General features: G+C 64.6%; 16 protein-coding genes, 1 tRNA gene and 1 pseudogene. 7 read left to right on the top strand and 11 right to left on the bottom strand.

Going from position 1 to position 17,645, the window contains the following annotated elements:
• Positions 1 to 240 precede the first annotated feature (240 nt).
• Positions 241 to 317: transfer RNA gene (locus tag A9K71_RS01190), tRNA-His, on the top strand.
• Positions 318 to 476: 159 nt separating this feature from the next.
• Here the strand turns inward: A9K71_RS01190 and A9K71_RS32285 are convergent.
• Positions 477 to 701 (bottom strand): annotated as a pseudogene (locus A9K71_RS32285) (ABC transporter ATP-binding protein); the annotation flags it as partial.
• A 484-nt stretch (positions 702 to 1,185) separates the two neighbouring features.
• On the opposite strand from A9K71_RS32285, the gene A9K71_RS01180 reads away from it, so the two are divergent.
• Positions 1,186 to 1,440, top strand: coding sequence for a DUF768 domain-containing protein (locus A9K71_RS01180; protein ID WP_066989275.1), 255 nt, complete (start codon positions 1,186 to 1,188; stop codon positions 1,438 to 1,440).
• A 44-nt stretch (positions 1,441 to 1,484) separates the two neighbouring features.
• Here the strand turns inward: A9K71_RS01180 and A9K71_RS01175 are convergent, their stop codons facing one another.
• Positions 1,485 to 2,603, bottom strand: a complete 1,119-nt coding sequence (locus A9K71_RS01175) for a P1 family peptidase (RefSeq protein ID WP_066989273.1) — start codon at positions 2,601 to 2,603, stop codon at positions 1,485 to 1,487.
• A gap of 1 nt (position 2,604) precedes the next feature.
• Positions 2,605 to 4,170, bottom strand: a complete 1,566-nt coding sequence (gene xseA / locus A9K71_RS01170; protein WP_066989271.1) for an exodeoxyribonuclease VII large subunit — start codon at positions 4,168 to 4,170, stop codon at positions 2,605 to 2,607.
• A 122-nt stretch (positions 4,171 to 4,292) separates the two neighbouring features.
• On the opposite strand from xseA, the gene A9K71_RS01165 reads away from it, so the two are divergent.
• Entirely contained in the window at positions 4,293 to 6,521 is a 2,229-nt protein-coding gene (locus A9K71_RS01165) for an EAL domain-containing protein (protein WP_066989269.1), read from the top strand.
• Positions 6,522 to 6,525: 4 nt separating this feature from the next.
• Here the strand turns inward: A9K71_RS01165 and A9K71_RS01160 are convergent, their stop codons facing one another.
• Complete coding sequence (locus A9K71_RS01160; protein ID WP_066989268.1) at positions 6,526 to 7,482, bottom strand: LysR substrate-binding domain-containing protein; 957 nt, start codon at positions 7,480 to 7,482, stop codon at positions 6,526 to 6,528.
• A gap of 235 nt (positions 7,483 to 7,717) precedes the next feature.
• On the opposite strand from A9K71_RS01160, the gene A9K71_RS01155 reads away from it, so the two are divergent.
• Positions 7,718 to 8,008, top strand: coding sequence for a DUF1127 domain-containing protein (locus A9K71_RS01155; RefSeq protein WP_066989266.1), 291 nt, complete (start codon positions 7,718 to 7,720; stop codon positions 8,006 to 8,008).
• A gap of 164 nt (positions 8,009 to 8,172) precedes the next feature.
• On the opposite strand, the gene A9K71_RS01150 is transcribed toward A9K71_RS01155, so the two are convergent.
• From A9K71_RS01150 to A9K71_RS01135, 4 genes are all read right to left on the bottom strand, one after another.
• Positions 8,173 to 9,057, bottom strand: a complete 885-nt coding sequence (locus A9K71_RS01150) for a DUF937 domain-containing protein (protein ID WP_066989264.1) — start codon at positions 9,055 to 9,057, stop codon at positions 8,173 to 8,175.
• Positions 9,058 to 9,157: 100 nt separating this feature from the next.
• Entirely contained in the window at positions 9,158 to 10,531 is a 1,374-nt protein-coding gene (locus A9K71_RS01145) for a glutamate--cysteine ligase (RefSeq protein WP_066989262.1), read from the bottom strand.
• Positions 10,532 to 10,636: 105 nt separating this feature from the next.
• Positions 10,637 to 11,371, bottom strand: coding sequence for a 16S rRNA (uracil(1498)-N(3))-methyltransferase (locus tag A9K71_RS01140; protein ID WP_066989260.1), 735 nt, complete (start codon positions 11,369 to 11,371; stop codon positions 10,637 to 10,639).
• A 31-nt stretch (positions 11,372 to 11,402) separates the two neighbouring features.
• On the bottom strand, positions 11,403 to 12,050 hold the full coding sequence (locus A9K71_RS01135) for a hypothetical protein (RefSeq protein ID WP_066989258.1): 648 nt from the start codon (positions 12,048 to 12,050) through the stop codon (positions 11,403 to 11,405).
• An 88-nt stretch (positions 12,051 to 12,138) separates the two neighbouring features.
• On the opposite strand from A9K71_RS01135, the gene A9K71_RS01130 reads away from it, so the two are divergent.
• Positions 12,139 to 12,837, top strand: coding sequence for a type 1 glutamine amidotransferase (locus tag A9K71_RS01130; RefSeq protein ID WP_066989256.1), 699 nt, complete (start codon positions 12,139 to 12,141; stop codon positions 12,835 to 12,837).
• Positions 12,838 to 13,125: 288 nt separating this feature from the next.
• Positions 13,126 to 13,257, top strand: a complete 132-nt coding sequence (locus A9K71_RS32815; RefSeq protein WP_275955501.1) for a hypothetical protein — start codon at positions 13,126 to 13,128, stop codon at positions 13,255 to 13,257.
• 46 nt (positions 13,258 to 13,303) lie between these two features.
• Here A9K71_RS32815 and A9K71_RS01125 read toward each other — a convergent pair whose 3' ends face one another.
• From A9K71_RS01125 to A9K71_RS01115, 3 genes are read right to left on the bottom strand one after another with little or no spacing between them, the layout of a single operon-like run.
• Positions 13,304 to 14,080, bottom strand: coding sequence for a metallophosphoesterase family protein (locus tag A9K71_RS01125; RefSeq protein WP_066989254.1), 777 nt, complete (start codon positions 14,078 to 14,080; stop codon positions 13,304 to 13,306).
• A gap of 59 nt (positions 14,081 to 14,139) precedes the next feature.
• Positions 14,140 to 15,276: an alpha-hydroxy acid oxidase gene (locus A9K71_RS01120; protein WP_066989253.1), complete on the bottom strand. Its 1,137-nt coding sequence runs from the start codon at positions 15,274 to 15,276 to the stop codon at positions 14,140 to 14,142.
• 23 nt (positions 15,277 to 15,299) lie between these two features.
• Positions 15,300 to 16,103 (bottom strand): FCD domain-containing protein, encoded by an 804-nt coding sequence (locus tag A9K71_RS01115; protein ID WP_066989251.1) that lies wholly within the window; start codon positions 16,101 to 16,103, stop codon positions 15,300 to 15,302.
• Positions 16,104 to 16,313: 210 nt separating this feature from the next.
• On the opposite strand from A9K71_RS01115, the gene A9K71_RS01110 reads away from it, so the two are divergent.
• Positions 16,314 to 17,630, top strand: a complete 1,317-nt coding sequence (locus tag A9K71_RS01110) for a DUF3422 family protein (protein ID WP_066989249.1) — start codon at positions 16,314 to 16,316, stop codon at positions 17,628 to 17,630.
• The last annotated feature ends 15 nt before the right edge of the window (positions 17,631 to 17,645 follow it).

The following is a 17,645-nucleotide window of genomic DNA, read 5'->3' as shown; positions in this document are numbered from 1 at the left end:
CCTTTGCTCTCCGGGGTGACCAGCCAGCTCCTCCTCCCGCTGGCTCGTAACAGGAAAAGGCCGGCACCTCCTCCCGCCGGCCTTTTCTTTTGCCCAATCAGGACTGTGCGGGTTCGTTCATCGGATCTTTGCCTCATCAAAGGCCTTGAATTAGACTCCGATAATCCGTATTGGACGCATCGCCGACGACGGAGCGGACGCGGGGAATGATTTCTCCTCGGATTGCGCTCAGGCGGATGTGCCGTTGTAGCTCAGTTGGTTAGAGCACCAGATTGTGGATCTGGGGGTCGCTGGTTCGAGCCCAGCCAACGGTACCATCGATTTCCTGGCGGTCACGTTGCTTTTCCGGCCGCCGCGTCCATTCCTCAACTGGGTGACGAGCATCGCCGGGCGACGAAGGGCACGAAGCTCAGGCTGAGCAGCCCGCGCACCTGTCGTAGAACGCCACGCGCAGCTCATAGCCTGGCCGACGGCTCGTTCTGCCCCATCGTGAAAAGACCGCGCAGGACGCTGACGACCAGCAGTGTCAGGGCCGTGGTCTACAGCGCCTGCTCGGCAGCCGTCCCGCCGCCCGCAACCATCACGCCCTGCGCCTGGTCTACGGCGCGCCGCAGCAAATGTGGAATGAGAAGCTGCAGCGTCGCGGCAACGAACGGCGAGACGATGGTGATCGCCACCTCCCAAGGATGGCGCAGCGTCATGCGCAGATGCGCAGCAGGGGTGCCGAAACGCTTTCCCCAGGAGGCTTCCGCCACCTGCCTGACGCGGCGGAAAGAAGCAGGCACGACGATCAGAGTCGACATTGTATGGGGATATCACTATATAGCGGCGGCTTTCGGTTTCTCGCCCCTTGGCTGCGCCTGCGAGATCGCCGTAAATGCGTGGTGTTGTGACGGAAATCGGTCTGAAAAACCGGAAGAAAACAAGCAAAAACAACAGAGCGGATCTTTGACGATCCTGGCCAAAGCATCATCCTCAACAATCTGAACGTGTCCCTCGAACCTTTCCAGTCCTTCGGCTCCGCGGACCCTGAGCAAGACATCTTGTCCCATGGGCAAGGCATCTTGTCCCATTGGCAAGAAGTCTTGCCGGCAGAGGCCGACTCGGCTCGAATGGGCCTGCGTCCCGTGGCGGGACGCGAGCGTTCATGACTACCAACCGGCATTGCCGCTAGGGAAAAGCAGTATGAGTGAACATGCGATCGAGTTCTTGCGCGGATGGATTGGCGAAAAGGTCCAATGCCAGCATTCGCCGGTGAAGATCGACGAGCAGGCCGAAACTCTCGCCAAGGAGTGCTGCGCCAAGGCCGCCGAGGAAGGCATTCTCCTTGAGGATATCCAGGAAGAGGTCGGCGACATCCAGGAACTGATCGCTTCGCGCCTCGAGGAAGTCGCCGAAGAGAGCGAGCAACAGACGACGTCGGACAAGCCGTCCTATTAAGATACCGTGCGCGCGGTTTGTCTGACCTCAGCCGAGCGTCCGGCTTAGCCGAAATTGTCCTTCAGCCACGCCTTTGGCAGCGCCGGCACGAAATTGCCGTCGCGCCCGGTCATGTCCTCATTGGCGACGAGCGCGTTGAGGATCGCCTCCTCCACCCCTTGCACCACAGCATCGAAGAACGGATCGATATCGACATCGGGAATGAACTCCGCGCGGCCGACGCGGCCTGAAGCCGCCAGCGCGACCTCGGGATTGGCGGTCGAGAAGGCAAGAAAGATATCGCCCGAGCTGTGGTAGCCGTAGCCGCCGGTCAGGGCGATGCCGAGCGGCACGCGCCTGGCGAGGCGCTTCATCTGGTGCGGTAGGAATGGCGCATCGGTGGCGACGACGGCGATGATCGAGCCCTTTTCGGCGCGCGGCGTGCCTTCGCGGATCGCCGGCTCGGCGAGTTCCGGCCCGACATGCCGGCCGCGAATGGTGAAGTTGCGCCGCTTGCCGAAATTCGCCTGCACGAACACGCCGAGCGTGTAGCTTCTGTCCTGCCATTCGACGATGCGCGAGGCGGTGCCTGACCCGGCCTTGAAGCCGAACGAGATCATGCCGGTGCCGCCGCCGACGCTGCCTTCCTCAATCGCGCCGTCCTTCGCGCCGTCGAGCGCCGAGGCGACATGCTCGAAGCTCACATGATGGCCGTTGATGTCGTTGAGGAAGCCGTCATAGGTCTCCGCCGCCACCGGCAGGCCCCAGGCGCTGTCGAGCGCCGCCGGCAGCACCCGGCTCATCCAGCGCAGCGTTCCGTCGCGGGTAAGGCCGCAGGAATGGGTGTTGGTGATGGTGACCGGCAGGTTGAAGGCGCCGGTCTCCTCGATGATATGCGTGCCGGTCAGTTCGCCATTGCCGTTCTGGCTGAACACACCGGCAAACACCGGCGTCGCCAGTTCGCCGACAGGTCTCGGCAGGATCGCAGTCACGCCGGTGCGCACCGGTCCTATCCCGACTTGCAGCGGGCCCCCGCCGGCAATCAGCGTCGTATAGCCGACCGCGACGCCCGGCACGTCGGTGATGGCGTTGAAGCGGCCGGGCGTGCCGTCGAGTGCGATGTTGAACGAGCGCAGGCGCGGCTTGCCCGACGGCGTGCGCAGATGCGGGTCGCTCCTGCTCATCTCAGAACAACGAACCCTGGTTGCCCGGCTCCTTGGCCTTGCCCGAAGGCTTGGCGGCCAGCTTCGGTCGCGCGCCGCCGCTGGTGGCGATGGCCTCGGCACTGCCGTCGGCGAACTCCAGCTGCAGCGCCGCACCCGGCGCCAGCTCCGCGACGCGCTTGACGACGGTCCCATCGGCGTCCTTGACCAGCGCGAAGCCGCGCGCCAGCACGGCCTTGTGCGACAGCGTGGTGAGCAGCCGGTCGGCCTGGGTAAGAGCGGCACGCAGGCGGTCCAGCCGCCGCGCCATCGCCTGCTCCTGGCGGCGGGTCAGTCCGGCCAGCGTGTCGGCCTGCAGCTTCTGGCGCCTGACGATCGGCGCCGGCGACAGCCTTGCCGAGTTGCGCTGAAAGCGCGCCCGGCCTTGCCGCACGATTGCGAAGAACGCGGCCCGGGCGCGGGCGATGTCCCTGCCTGTCAGCCTGCGCGTCTCATTGAGGCGGCGCGACAAGGTGGCCGGCGTCAGCCGCTGCCGCTCCAGCCTTGCGCGCTTGCGTTCGATGCTCACCGTCAGCCCGCGGCCGAGCCGGCTCGTTGCCTCGTCGAAGCGCCTGCGCGGCAACGCCAGCAGCTGGTCGGGTGAGGGGAGCGCCCGCGCCGCGGCGCGCACCGCCTGGCGCTTGCGATCCAGGTGCCGCGAGGTGCAGGCACTAAGCCGCGCGCCGAGATTTGCCAGTGTCGCTTCGAGCTCCGCCTTGACCGGCACTGCCATCTCGGCGGCGCCCGTCGGCGTCGGCGCCCGCATGTCGGCGACGAAATCTACCAACGTCCAATCGGTCTCGTGTCCGACGGCCGAGATGATCGGAATGCGTGAGGCGGCGACGGCGCGCGCCAGCCCTTCGTCGTTGAAACCCCAAAGGTCCTCGAGGCTGCCGCCGCCGCGCGCCGCGATCAGGAGATCGGGCTGGCGGATTGCGCCGTCCCAGGTCAGTGCGTTGAAGCCGTTGACGGCTGCGGTCACTTCCTTTGCGGTCGTGTCGCCCTGGACCCGGACCGGCCACACCAGCACAGTGAGCGGAAAACGGTCCTTGATGCGATGGATGATGTCGCGGATCACCGAGCCCGTGGGCGAGGTGATGACGCCGATGACGCGCGGCATGAATGGCAGCCGCCGCTTGCGGCCGGCATCGAACAGGCCTTCGGCCTGCAGCCGCCGCTTGCGCTCTTCCAGCAGGGCCATCAGCGCGCCGGCGCCGGCCGGCTCCAGATTGTCGATGACGATCTGGTAGTTGGATTTTCCGGGATAGGTCGTCAGCCTGCCGCTGGCGATCACTTCCATCCCTTCCTCGGGGCGGAATTTCAGCCGCGCCATCGTGGTCTTCCAGACCACGGCCTCGATCCGCGCACGGTCGTCCTTCAGCGCGAAATAGGCGTGCCCGGAGGAATGCGGGCCGCGGTAGCCGGAAATCTCGCCGCGCACCCGCACATTGCCGAAAGCATCCTCGACCGTGCGCTTCAACGCGCCGGAAATCTCGCTCACCGTATATTCGGTGGCATTGCTGCGTGATTCGGTTGCTGCTTCGCTCATGCTCTGATTGGGGAACGCTTATCGGGCGGCGTCAAGGCAGAGCTGAAATCTCGCTAATATTATAACGCGATCTTAAGCCCGATTTGCTTTGACTGGCGGTAGCAAGAGCCAGCCGGAAACACATGAGCGCAACCGCCAACACCAGACCTTTGACGCATCAGGTGACACTGACCGTCCTGACGTTGGCGGTCTTCGCGCTGGCCATGGTCGTCGGCTTCGGCTTCTACGCGGCAGCCCAGGCTGACAACGCCTCGCTCGAACGGCAGAAAATATTCATCGACGAGGGTTTGAAGGACCAGATTGCGTCTGTTCAGCGTGAACAGGAAAGCGTTACGGTCTGGGATGACGCGGTCGCCAATGTCAGGGCCGGCAATTGGACCTGGATCGAGGAGAACCTCAGCGTCTGGATGTATACCTATTACGGTCACAACCGGGTCTACATTCTCGATGCCGCCAATCGTCCGGTCCATGCCATGCAGGAAGGTAAGGTGGTCGATGCGTCCGCCTATGGCGATGACGAGCCTGCCTTGCAGCCATCCATCGAGAAGCTGCGCCGCATGCTGGCTGAGCCACAGAAGGCGGACGCTTCCGGCCAGCCGGCCAAGATGGTCGCGGAGGACCTTGTGTCGCTCCAGGGAAAACCGGCGATCCTGAGCGTCATGGCGCTGGTGCCGAGTACGGACCGGGTCACGCAGGCGCCCGGCACCGAATATCTGCATGTTTCGGTGGAGTTCATCAACGACGCGGTCATCGGCAAGATCGCCAAAAAATATCTGCTCGACGGCGCGCGTCTCGTGCCGCTGTCGCAATCGGTCGGAGCCGCTGCGGTGCCTCTGGTCGATTCCCGCGGTATCATCCTCGGTTATGTCGGCTGGGACCAGGAACGGCCAGGTCTCACGCTGGTGCGCAAGATGGTCCCGGCGCTGGCCTTGGCGCTGCTTGTCGCGGCCGGCGTTCTGGCGTTTCTGCTGCGCAGGCTCCGCCGCGCCTCGTCCGCGCTGCAGACAAGCCAGGACGAGGCGCAATATCTCGCTTTCCACGACACGCTCACCGGCCTGCCCAACCGGGCTTTGTTCGAGGACCGCTTGCGTCGGGCCCTGCTCAGGGCCAGCCAGGATATGGCGGTTCACGAGATGGGAAGGGTGGCGTTGCTTTATCTCGATCTCGACCGCTTCAAGCACATCAATGACACGCTCGGCCATCCGGCGGGCGATGAGCTTGTGCGTCAGACAGCGGCCAGGCTCCAGCACACCGTTCGCGAGGTGGACACCGTGGCGCGGCTGGGCGGCGACGAGTTCGCGCTGATCCTCGTCGACATCCGCGATATCCGTGCCGCCGAGGATATCGCCGAGCGGCTGCTGCAGAAGTTGCAGGAACCGTTCAAGCTCATGGAAGATCAGGTCTTCGTCAGCGCCTCGATCGGCATCGCGCTATCGGACGGCGGCGAAACGGATGCCGACGATCTGCTGCGCAAGGCCGACATCGCGCTTTACGAAGCCAAGAAGAACGGCCGGGGCCGGCACCAGGTCTTCGCCGGCGACATGGACGACCTGCTCTTGCGCAAGCGCACAGTCGAGACCGAGCTTCGCAAGGCTCTCGACGGCGGCTCCGGCATCGGGCTCGCCTACCAGCCGGTGTTCGCGGCGAACGGCAAGACGATCCTCGGCGCGGAGGCGCTGATCCGCTGGGGGCATGACGTGCATGGCGCATTGCCGGCGGCGCAATTCATCGCCATCGCCGAAGAGCGCGGCATGATCGGCCAACTCGGCGCGTGGGTGCTGCAGGAGGCCTGCCGTTTCGCCGTGCGAACCGACCTGCCGTGGCTCGCCGTCAACGTATCACCGCTGCAGTTGCGCGACGCCGGCTTTCCCGAACAGGTCGCGTCGATCCTTGCCGACACCGGGCTGGCGCCGCAGCGCCTGCAGTTCGAGATCACCGAAAGCGTGCTTCTGGACAACAGCGATGCTTCGAGGGCGGCTCTGACCACCTTGCGGCAGTTGGGCGTCGGCATCGTTCTGGACGATTTCGGGACCGGCTATTCATCGCTCAGCTACTTGCGTCGCCACGCCATCGATAAGCTCAAGATAGACCGCTCCTTCGTGCGGCTTCTCGATGGCGACGGCAACTCGGCCGCGATCGTCAAGGCCCTGATCGATCTTGCCATGGCGCTCGGGGTCGACGTCACCGCCGAGGGCGTGGAGACCGAGGCGCAGAAGATGCTGCTGGTCGCAATGGGCTGCCGGCAACTCCAGGGCTATTTCTTGTCGCCGCCGCTTGAGCCGGTCCAACTGCTCGGCCTTTCTGGTCTAGCTTCGCCGGACGAGATTCAGCCCGCCGCCGCTCGCGCCTGAACCCCTACCATCCAGGCAGGATCTGGTTTGCCTTGGTCCGCTTCATCTTGGCGAAGGCGAGTGCCGCGAAGTCGAAGCTTCCCGTCTCTTCGCTGACCGGCACGGAAATATTGTCCAGGCTTTCCGCGATATGGCGGGCCAGAGCATCGACGATCTCCGGCTGCGAGGTCTGGCCGCGCATGATGCCGATGCGGCAATCCGGCAGCGCGTCGAACCCGTCGGCCTCGCCGAGCACGCGCATGCCGGGCCTGAGCGCGCATTCCGGCAAAACCGAGATGGCGAGGCCGGAAAGCACGGCGGCGGTGATCACGGTCGCCGAGAAGCTGGAGAAGAGCACGCGGTATTCGCGGTTCTGCCGGTCGAGCACGTCGACCGCCGCGCGCCGCCAGATGCAGTTCGGACGGCCGAACGCCATCGGCAGGATTTCCTGCTCATGCGTGGCATGATTGGCCGAGGTGACCCACAGAAGCGGCTCGCGCCGCACCACCTCCGACTGTCCGCGCGTGTCGTTGTGCGTCACCAGCGCGAGATCGAGATTGCCGCGCTTGATGTGCTCGACCAGGCCCGGCGTCGGCTCGCAGATGACGGTGAGCTCCACGCGCGGGTTGGAGCGCGAGAAGCGCGCCATGATCTCGGGCAGGAAGCGGTCCGCATAGTCATCCGGCGTGCCGATCCGTATCGTGCCTTCGAGCCGCTGGTCGTCGAAGGCCGCCAAAGTCTCGCGGTTGAGGTAGATCAGCCGCCTTGCATAGGAAAGCAGCCTGTCGCCTTCCTCGGTCAGCTTGTTGGTGCGGCCATCCTTTTCGAACAGCGGCTTGCCGATCCGCTCCTCCAGCCGGCGCATCTGCATCGACACCGCAGACTGTGTCCGGTGCACCTCCTCGGCAGCCCGCGTGAAGCTGCCGGTGTCGGCAATCGAGATGAAGGTCTGCAACTGATCGAGATCGAGCGGCGCTTTCATCGGTCCAATCCATCATTCGTGTTGATGCTAAAGATTAGAAACATTCGTTGGATTAATCAATCGCGGCGTGGCAAATTGCCATTGTTCACATGAAGGCACTGCATGTCGCCGAAAAGTGGCCCCCGGTTTTGGGGCAACGACATGCGTCATTTTAAGTGTATCGAGACCGCAACGGCGCTCCTCCCAGGCGCCGATTGTATGGTTTCGTCCGCTCGACTCCGAAGGAGAGACTGACATGACCACGATCGAATTCGCCTCCGAGACCCCGCGCATCACCACGCGTCCGGCCGTTGCGACCCGCGTGCTCAATGCGGTCGCCGATGCCTTCCGCGCCTGGAAAAACCGCCGCGCCTTTTATCGCCTTGGCGAGATGTCCGATGCCGAGCTTGCCGATATCGGCTTGACCCGCGCCGACCTCCAAGTCGCCGTCAGCGTGCCTTTCGGCCGCGATCCGACGGTGAAGCTGCGCGCAATCGCAGAAGAGCGCGCCGATATGATCGAGGATCTTGCCCGCAAGGTCGCCTGAGCGGCTTCGCCGGCTGCGGTTGCGCTCGCGCTGAACCTTTCGAGGGCTCGGCGCGACCAAGTTTCATGCAGGCTCCCACACTCCCTGCCGGTTCCCCGCCGGCCTGCCTGCACATTGCCCGGTTCCCCTCCAGGACCGGGCATTTTTCTTTTGAGTTGAGCGCCCTACCGTCGGTCCATCCCGCGCTTGAACTGGTCGAAGATCGTCTCCATGCCCTTCTGATATTCCTCGCGCTGCTGCGCGCCGGTCTCGAACATCCTGCCGAAGATGTCGTCGAATGGATTTCTCGGCCGGCCGCTCGGATTGGTTTGCGACTGCGGCTGGGACTGCTGCGGCGCCTGCTGTCCTTCTGGCGTGCCGAAACCGCCGCCTTGCCGCAGCATTTCCTCGAACATCTTGCCCAGCGGATTGTCGCCGTAAGGGTTCGGCGCCTGCTGCGGTTGGCTTTGCGGCTGTTGGGCGCCGCCGCCGAACATGTCTTGCAGCACCTTGCCGAGCGGATTGTCGCCATAGGGATTTGGCGCCGGCTGCGGGGCCTGTGCGCCGCCTCCCGCCTGCCGCATCATCTCCTCGATGATCTCGCCGAAAGGATTGCCGCCGCCACCGAAGCCGCCGGCGGCCTGCATCTGGCTGTTGGTCTGCTTGAACAATCCGCCCATCATCATCGACGCCATCGCCGGCAGCATCTGCTGCAGCACCTGCTGGCTCAGGCCGGTCGCCTGAGCGGCCTGGGCTGCAACAGCGCGTGACAGGTCCTTCGAGCCGAACAGATGGCCGAGAATGCCGTTGCCTTCATCGATGCCTTGCGGCGTGAAGGCCCGGGTTGCGTCCTCGAAATACTTGGCGTGCTGGCCGCTCGCCATCGCCGTCATGAAAGCACCCATTCCATAGGGATCGGCGGTGTTGCGCTGAAGCCCCTGTGAGAAGGCCGGCAGCAGCGCCTGCACCGCGGCCTGCGCCTGCTGCATCGAAAGGCCAAACTGCTGGGCCAGCGCCTGCATACCGGCGCCGTTCTGGGCTTGCAAAAAAATATCGAACAGGGAAGGCATGAGATCTCCTCCGCAATATCCTCACGGGGGAGCCTAGTTCGTTTCCATCACCGAATGAAGCAGCTTTTGCCGAGCCACGGCTCAGGTGGCCGGCGAACGGTCAGTAGGCATATTCCATGAACACCGGCTCGATCGAGCCGCCCCAGCGCGTGTGATATGCCGAAAGCATCTCCTCGGCGCTGGTGGTGCCGCGCGCCACGACCTCGTCGAGCGTGTTGAGGAACGAGGTCTCGTCATAGCCGTCGCGGTTCTTCTTGGCGCGGTTCTTCAGACCCGTGCGGGCGATGGCCAGCACGTCGCGGGCAATCTCGCGCAAGGTGGCGTTGCGGAACGGCGCCGAGATGCCGTGCTCCGGCACGGCGTTGCGCATCGCCAGCGCTTCTTCGTAAGTCCAGCTCGAGGTCAGCGTCTCTGCGGCGTCCAGCGCCTGTTCGTCATAGAGCAGGCCGACCCAGAAAGCCGGCAGCGCGCAGATGCGCCGCCACGGTCCGCCGTCGGCGCCGCGCATCTCGAGGAAGCGCTTCAGCCGCACATCGGGGAAGAGGGTGGAGAGGTGGTTCGCCCAGTCGCCCATCGTCGGCAGGCCATCGGGCACTTGCGAACGCGCGGTGCCCGCCATGAACTGGCGGAAGGTGTAGCGCGTCATGTCGTGATACTGTCCGTCGCGGATGACGAAATACATCGGCACGTCGAGCGCCCATTCGACATAGTCGGCAAAGCCGAAATCCGGCGCGAAGCAGAATTCGAGCATGCCGGAGCGCTGGTTGTCGGTGTCGCGCCAGATGTCGCCGCGCCAGCTCTGCAGCCCGTTCGGCCGGCTCTCGGTGAAGGGCGAATTGGCGAACAGCGCCGTCGACAGCGGCTGCAGCTTCAGCGACACCTGCATCTTGCGGCGCATGTCGACCTCGCTTTCGAAGTCGAGATTCACCTGGATCGTGCAGGTGCGATACATCATGTCGAGGCCCTTGGAGCCGACCTTCGGCATGTAGCGAGTCATGATCTCGTAGCGCGACTTCGGCATTTTCGGCGTTTCGGCAAGCGACCATTTTGGGCTGCCGCCGAGGCCGAGGAAGCGGATGCCGAGCGGCTCGGCGATCTCGCGCACCTGCGCCAGATGCGCGTTGCCCTCCCGGCAGGTCTGGTGGATCGTCTCCAGCGGCGCGCCGGAGAGCTCGAACTGCCCGCCCGGCTCCAGGGAGATCGCGCCCTGGCCGGTCGGCTCGACCAGGCCGATGATGCGGCCGGCATCCATGATCGGATCCCAGCCGAGCTTTTCCTGCATGCCTTCCAGGATGGCGCGGATGCCGCGCTCGCCGCCATAGGGCACCGGCGCGTTGCCATCGACATAGAAGGGGAACTTCTCGTGCTCGGTGCCGATCCGCCATTTGTCGCGCGGCTTGTTGCCAGCCGCCAGATAGCCGACGAGTTCTTCGATGCCTTCGATGGGCCGGATATCGGTTGTGTCGCGCGCCATAAGAAAGCCCTCCGCAGCCGTCAGCTAGCCGCCGGGCGCTAGATGGACGAAATGCCAGTAGCCGATCAAGCGAAAAATCCTGAGCCACGCCTCAACTGGATTTGATCACCAATCGCCGATCGTCGCCTGGATCACCGCGAGCGCCGCGACCGCCGCGGTGTCGGCGCGCAGGATGCGCGGCCCGAGCGGAATGGCGCTGACGAAGGGCAGCGCCCGCAGCATCCTGCGCTCGTCATCGGAAAAGCCGCCCTCCGGCCCCACCAGCAGCGCGAGTTTCTTCTCGCTTACCTTCTGCAAGGCTGGCAGTGGATTGTTGGTCGAGGCATCCTCGTCGCAGAAGATCAGCCGCCGTTCCTTGTCCCAGCCGCCGAGCAGCCGCTCCAGCTTCTCTGCTTCGCACACCTTTGGCACCGCCAGGATGCCGCATTGCTCGGCCGCTTCGACGACATTGGCGCGCAGCCGATCAATGCCAGGCTTGGCCACTTGTGTGTGCTGAGTGATGACCGGTTGCAGGGTGCCGGCGCCCATTTCGACCGCTTTCTGCACCAGATAGTCGAGCCGGCCCTGCTTCAGCGGGGCGAAGCAATAGACAAGATCGGGCAGCGGCGGCTGCGGCCGCTGCAGGGTAAGCACCTTGAGCCGCACGGCTTTCTTGGTCTTGGCGGCGATCGAAGCCGACCACTCGCCGTCGCGGCCGTTGAAGAGCAGGACCTCCGCGCCTTCGCCGAGCCGCATCACATGCGCGAGATAGTGGCTCTGCTGCTGTCCAGCATCGAATTCGAAGCCCGGTCCGAGATCGTCCGGCACGAACAGCCGCTGCATTTTGTAGTTGGCGCGCATGGCCGAGCAATGGGCGAGGCGCGGGTTGTCGTCAAGTATCGGCGGACGGATGCCAGCCCGGCGCGTAACCATGTCTCAGCACCGAAACACTTGTGGCAGGCGTGAGCAGTCGCAGCGATCGCCCGGCGAGGCGATTGAACGGAAGAGGCGCGGCATAGCCTGCGAAGGACCATTCGAGCGCCTTGCCGGCGCGGAGCGCATAGGCGGTCTCCCCCTCGGCCACGACTGCTCCATCCGGCAAACCGGCGAGTTCGTCCGATGAGACGGCCGGCGGACGCCCGCCGGAGGCCAGCCGCTCCTTGTGCAGCCGCTTGTCGACCATCGGCGCGCGCGGTTCGGCAATGCCGAAGACCTTTCCGAAGCGCCGCACGAAATCTCTCGCTTGGTCGCGCCGGCAGTAGAAGCAGGGCCGGTGACCGGCCGCGAGCGCCGTCACCTCGTCGAGAAAGAACAGCTCGGTCCAGCCGGCCTTTCCTCCAGGCCGATTGCGGCCCATCGGCTCGCGTCGCACGCCGCGGAATTGGCAGACGCAGATGATCCAGGCCGGCAGCGCCCAACGCTTCCTCAGAAGCGTTTTAGTCTCGGGGTCATGGATGATACCGCGATTACCGGTGAAGAGGCCGCGCTCGGGCACGGCATGGATGACGCCGAACGGATCGACCCGGTTCTGCAGTGGCATAGCTTTCTCTCCGGCGCGCGGCTTGGCTGAAACCGAGGCGGCATGATATCGCTCCCACCGTCATTTTCATGTCAGCAGGGATTCGCGGATGCGGGTGCTGGTGGTCCAGAACTACGACAATACCGGCCTCGGCCAAGTCGGCGCCGCTCTCGCGGAGGCTGGCGCCGAGCTTGACTTGCGCCGCCCCTACCAAGGCGATCCGCTGCCCCGGGACGCGAACGGTCACGATGCCATGGTGGTTCTGGGCGGGGGGCAGAATGCGCTGGCCGACGACGACTATCCCTATTTTCCCGCCTTGCTCGAATTGACGCGCGATTTCGCCGGCAAGGACCGATCGGTGCTTGGCATCTGCCTCGGCGGCCAGCTCGTCGCCCGCGCCTTTGGCGCCGACAACCACATCGGCGGTGCGGTTGAATTCGGCTGGTGCGGGGTGTCGCTGACGGCCGAAGCCAAGCACGACCATGTTCTCGGCGCCTTGCCGGAAAAGTTCCCGACTTTCCAATGGCACGACGATACGTTCGACCTGCCCGAGAAGGCCGTGCGGCTTGCGGGCAATGATGTCGCGGCGAACCAGGCTTTTCGTATTGGCCGCGCCGTCTATGGCTTCCAGTTCCATTTCGAGGCGGATCGCCCGCTGGTGCGCGACTGGAGCACCTCCTTCGCGGCGCTGATCGCCGAGCGCCATCCCGACTGGACCGGCAGGCTCGACTACGAGATGGCTAGCAACGGACCGCACGCCGACGCCGCAGGGCTCGCGATCGCGCGTGCCTGGGTGGCGACGATCTGACCGTCGCACCGCCGCGGAGCGTGACATAATTGGCACGCGGCGGCAGTTCCGCCTGGGGAAAACGCACTTCATTCTTGGTTTGTGTCCGGCCGCCCGCCTAAGAGGGCGCCCTCTGTATCGTCCGTGCAACCGCGATGAACCTGTTGTGTGATCCAAGCGACACACCGGAGATACAGAATCTGCTTAGAAGCGCGAAATCGTCGAAACATTGAGACGCATTTTATCGTTTCAACGCATTGGTAACCGCCTCGTGCACAGATGCAGAAAGCTCAACCAGAGATGACGTCCGTGAAAGCAGCGCTTTTGTCCTTTGTAATGCTGTCTGCCATCGTCGTGTGCGGCCTCGGCATTTATTCTGCCGACGCTGCAAACAATCACCAGGCCGTCGACGGCTACGGCGTCACCGCCGCGCTTCGCTAGAGCCTGATCCTTCCCGACAAACGGAAAGCTGATCCCACATTTGGGGTCATGGCCAGAACGCCATTCCCTCGACCGTCAGAATGCGCTTTTCAGCGCCGTCGACGGCAAGTGCGCTGAGCGTTCCCGCCTGCCAGGCGAGCGTGTCGAGATTGACGCGGTTGGCCATCACCTCGACGTCCGGCACCGGCGTATGCCCGTGCACGATCACTTTGGGATACAGCCCCGGGTAATCGTGGAAGACGTCGCGGATCCAGATCAGGTCCTGCTCGTTCTGGCTTTCGAGCGGCACCCCCGGCCGGATGCCGGCATGGCAGAAGAAGAAGTCGCCGAAGGACGCTGAAAAAGACAGCGAGCGCAGGAAGTCGACATGGGCTTGCGGCACTGCTTCGACCAGGGCCGCGTGTCCGTGCGCCAGCGCCTCGTCCGACCTGCCGAACCAGCTGCTGCCGGTCGAGAGCTTCACCCCGTATGACGCCGCGGTCTGGACGCCGCCATAGCGCATGAACAGACCCTCCGGATCGGGTTTGGCAAGGAATTCGAGCATGCCGATGTCATGGTTGCCGGCAAGCATGATGTTGCGGGGATCACGGCTCCGCGCCTCGATTAGGAATTCGATGACGTTCCTCGAGTCCGGTCCGCGGTCGACATAATCGCCGAGATGGATGATGCGCCAATCGGACTTTGGTCCGTACCCCAGATCGCTTGCTATCCGGCTGTGCATGGCGGCGAGCAGGTCGTGACGGCCATGCACGTCGCCGATGGCATAGATGCGTATGCCTTTCGGCCCGCGCGCGTCGAGATAGTGGATGCCGGCTTCAGTCAAGGCGACGTCTTCCCGTGTCTGTCATCACGGGAAACTAGGGCGGATCGGTGAATAAGCCCCTAGCGCCGCAGCTGGTCCTTGCCCATGTCGGTTACCAGACGCTTACCGCACAGCGCCAGCGTGATGTCCATCTCCTTGCGGATGATCTCCAGCGCCTTGGTGACGCCCGCCTTGCCCATCGCGCCGAGTCCGTAAAGGAACGGCCGGCCGATATAGGTGCCCTTGGCGCCGAGACAGAGCGCCTTGAGCACGTCCTGACCCGAGCGAATGCCGCCATCCATATGCACCTCGATCCGATCGCCGACAGCGTCGGCGATCTCTTCCAGCACCGAGATCGAGGAGGCGGCGCCGTCGAGCTGCCGCCCGCCATGATTGGACACGATGATCGCGTCGGCTCCCGTCTCGGCCGCCATCAACGCATCCTCCTTGTCGAGGATGCCCTTCAGGATCAGCTTGCCGCCCCAGCGCTCCTTGATCCAGGCGACATCCTTCCAGGACAGCTGCGGGTCGAACTGCTCCGTCGTCCAGGACGACAGCGAAGAAACGTCGCCGACACCCTTGGCGTGGCCGACGATGTTGCGGAAGGTGCGGCGCGGCGTGCCGGCGATCCCCAGGCACCAGCGCGGCTTGAGGGCGAGATCGATAATGTTGGCGAGCGTCATCTTGGGCGGTGCCGACAGCCCGTTGCGCACGTCCTTGTGACGCTGACCGAGGATCTGCAGGTCAAGCGTCAGCACCAGCGCCGAGCATTTCGCCGCCTTAGCGCGGTCGATGAGATTGACGACGAAATCCTTGTCGCGCAGCACGTAGAGTTGGAACCAGAACGGCTTCTTGGTCACCGAGGCGACATCCTCGATCGAACAGATGCTCATGGTCGAGAGCGTGAACGGCACGCCGAATTCCTCAGCCGCCTGCGCCGCGAGCATCTCGCCGTCGGCATGCTGCATGCCGGTCAGCCCGGTCGGTGCCAACGCCACCGGCATCGCCACCTTCTCACCGATCATGGTCGATTCCAGCGAGCGGTTGCTCATGTCGACCAGCACGCGCTGGCGGAATTTTATCTTGCCGAAGTCCTCTTCGTTGGCCCGATAGGTGCTCTCCGTCCAGGCGCCGGAATCGGCGTAGTCGAAGAACATCTTCGGCACCTTGCGGCGCGCCATGTCCTTGAGGTCGGCGATGGTGAGGATGTCGCTCATGGTAGTCCCCGCGTGATCAGTGCTTAGGAGCGTTTGCGTGTCGGTTCGATGTTGCCGGCTTCCGAGCGCTGCCTGAGCCTCAGCCGTGACACGCGCTGCCAGTCGCCGCTGCGCTCGGCCTCAGCCATGGAGCGCTCGACATAGGTAATGTGGTCCATCGCCGCCTTGCGGGCGGCGGCAGGATCCGCCGCCTTGATCGCGGCGTGGATCGCCCGGTGCTGCTCAAGCAACGCCTCGCGCGCGCCGGGCACGGTGAAGACCAGCAACCGGTTCTGGAACACGCCTTCGGAGAGCAGCCGGTAGCAGGAGCGCAGCGTGTGCAGGAGGATGATGTTGTGCGCGCATTCGCAGACCGCGTGGTGGAATTCGACGTCGATTTCCGCCTCGTCGTCGAAGTCGCCGGTACGGTGCGCCTCGTCCATGCGCGCCATGATGCGGTCGAGCAGCGCCAGATCCTCGGGCGTCGCTCGCCGCGCCGCGTATTCGGCCGCGATTGCCTCGACCTCGCGCCGGTATTCCAGATAGTCGGTCACCGCCTTGCGGCGCATCGAGATCAGATCCGTCACCGGCTTGGTGAAAAGCTGGCCGATGACGTCGGCGACATGCGTGCCGCCGCCCGGTCTGGTGGTCAGCAGCCCGCGTCCTTCCAGCGCCTTCAGCGCGTCGCGCAGGATCGGCCGCGACACGTCGAACTGACGCGCCAGCTCGCGCTCGCCCGGCAGCCGGTCGCCGGTGCGCAGCACGCCCTCGAGGATCAGGCTCTCGATCTGCTGCACCACCTCGTCGGCGGTTCGCGAATGCTCGATCCTGGAGAAGATATCGCTCAATGGAACCGCGCCTGGGAACGGAATGGATGTCGCGCAGATCTAAGCCTCAGTCGCCAACTGGTCAAATTATTTATCCAATTCGCCGGATCGGGTCGACTCCGCGGCGGCTCTGTGCAATCGGCTGCAGGCTGAAATTTGCTGTTTACGGCCCCTGTCGATTGCCGCAAGACAACGCGATTGCACGAAGGGTCGAAACCAGGGGGACCAGCCGTGTCGGACGCCAATCTCGAATTCCAGCCGCGCGCCCAGGGCAGCGTCATGGGCTTTCCGGCCCATGAGGGTCGCCCCGGCGCGCTGGGCGAGGTCCATGCTCGTCCGCATCCGCTGGTCGAGAAGCCGCGCGTGCTCCTCCAGCTCTCCTTCATGACCGAGGGCGGCTCGGCCGTCGACCTTGCCGTGCTGTCGGACCTGTCGCGGCGCTTGGGCATCGCAGCGCCCGAACGCCATGCCCGCCACCATGCCATGAAATGGGGCAAGGGCACCTTGCGCTGGGAACGGCATACGGAGTTCTCGACCTATCTCTGGGAAGGGCCGCTGGCCGAAAGCAGCCGGGGCCAGGAGGATTCGCCCTTCGGCAACGGCTTCTCGCCGCCGGGAACGGTGATTTCCGGCATCCGGCTCGAAATCCGCAAATGGACGCAGGCGAGCGAGAAGCTGATCGCCGGCTTCGATCCGACCAGCCTCTGCTATTCGCTGGTCGAGCGCGGTGCGGCGGCCATCGTCACGGACTTTCGCCAGGATGGCGACGGGCTGACCCGCATGCTGGTGCTCGACCGCGGCCTGACGCCGGCGAGCACCGGCGCCTTGTCGCAACGGCTGATCGACATTGAGACCTACCGGACGCTTGCCATGCTTGGCCTGCCGCTGGCGCTGACGCTGTCTGGCCGCGCCCGCCGCATCGAGGACCGGCTGGCGCAGACGACGCTTGAAATGAAGGCGGCCGAGACCCGCGACAGCCAGACCTTGCTCGCCGACCTCACCGAACTTGCCGCCGAATTGGAGGCCGATGCGGCATCCAGCCTCTACCGTTTCGGCGCCAGCCGCGCCTATGACGGCATCGTCAGCGAGCGGTTGGAGGCGCTGGATGAGGAGTCGGTACAGGGCTACGACACCTGGGCAGGCTTCCTGCAGCGGCGCATGGCGCCGGCGATGCGAACCTGCCGCTCGGTGGAGGAGCGCCAGGCGAACCTCTCGCGAAAACTCACCCGCGCCACCACGTTGCTGCGCACCTGGGTCGATGTCGACGTCGAGAAGCAGAACCGCGACCTGCTGGCCTCGATGAACAATCGCGCCAGGCTGCAGTTGCGCCTGCAGCAGACGGTCGAAGGTCTCTCCGTCGCTGCCGTCTCTTATTATGTCGTCGGCCTCATCGGCTATGTCGCCAAAGGCGCATCGAGCTTCGGCCATGCCTTCCCGCCGGAAGTCGTCACCGCGGCTTCGGTGCCGGTCGCCATCCTGCTCGTCTGGTGGGGCGTGCGCCGCGTGCGCAAGATGCACTCCGAGCCGGCCAAGCATCCGGGCGAGTAAACCTCCCCTCGACCG

This window comes from Mesorhizobium sp. WSM3873 (genome assembly GCF_001672445.1).
In the GTDB taxonomy this organism is placed as follows: Bacteria; Pseudomonadota; Alphaproteobacteria; order Rhizobiales; family Rhizobiaceae; genus Mesorhizobium.
The sequence above is the reverse complement of the archived record's forward strand: the minus strand, read 5'-3'. Positions and strand labels throughout refer to the sequence as shown.

Coding starts and splice junctions, on each gene's coding strand:
- A9K71_RS01165 (WP_066989269.1), top strand. CDS start 4,293: ATGAGCGCAACCGCCAACACCAGACCTTTGACGCATCAGGTGACACTG.
- A9K71_RS01120 (WP_066989253.1), bottom strand. CDS start 15,276: ATGAGCGACATCCTCACCATCGCCGACCTCAAGGACATGGCGCGCCGC.
- xseA (WP_066989271.1), bottom strand. CDS start 4,170: ATGAGCGAAGCAGCAACCGAATCACGCAGCAATGCCACCGAATATACG.
- A9K71_RS01155 (WP_066989266.1), top strand. CDS start 7,718: ATGACCACGATCGAATTCGCCTCCGAGACCCCGCGCATCACCACGCGT.
- A9K71_RS01135 (WP_066989258.1), bottom strand. CDS start 12,050: ATGCCACTGCAGAACCGGGTCGATCCGTTCGGCGTCATCCATGCCGTG.
- A9K71_RS01145 (WP_066989262.1), bottom strand. CDS start 10,531: ATGGCGCGCGACACAACCGATATCCGGCCCATCGAAGGCATCGAAGAA.
- A9K71_RS01140 (WP_066989260.1), bottom strand. CDS start 11,371: ATGCGCGCCAACTACAAAATGCAGCGGCTGTTCGTGCCGGACGATCTC.
- A9K71_RS01160 (WP_066989268.1), bottom strand. CDS start 7,482: ATGAAAGCGCCGCTCGATCTCGATCAGTTGCAGACCTTCATCTCGATT.
- A9K71_RS01180 (WP_066989275.1), top strand. CDS start 1,186: ATGAGTGAACATGCGATCGAGTTCTTGCGCGGATGGATTGGCGAAAAG.
- A9K71_RS01150 (WP_066989264.1), bottom strand. CDS start 9,057: ATGCCTTCCCTGTTCGATATTTTTTTGCAAGCCCAGAACGGCGCCGGT.
- A9K71_RS01130 (WP_066989256.1), top strand. CDS start 12,139: ATGCGGGTGCTGGTGGTCCAGAACTACGACAATACCGGCCTCGGCCAA.
- A9K71_RS01175 (WP_066989273.1), bottom strand. CDS start 2,603: ATGAGCAGGAGCGACCCGCATCTGCGCACGCCGTCGGGCAAGCCGCGC.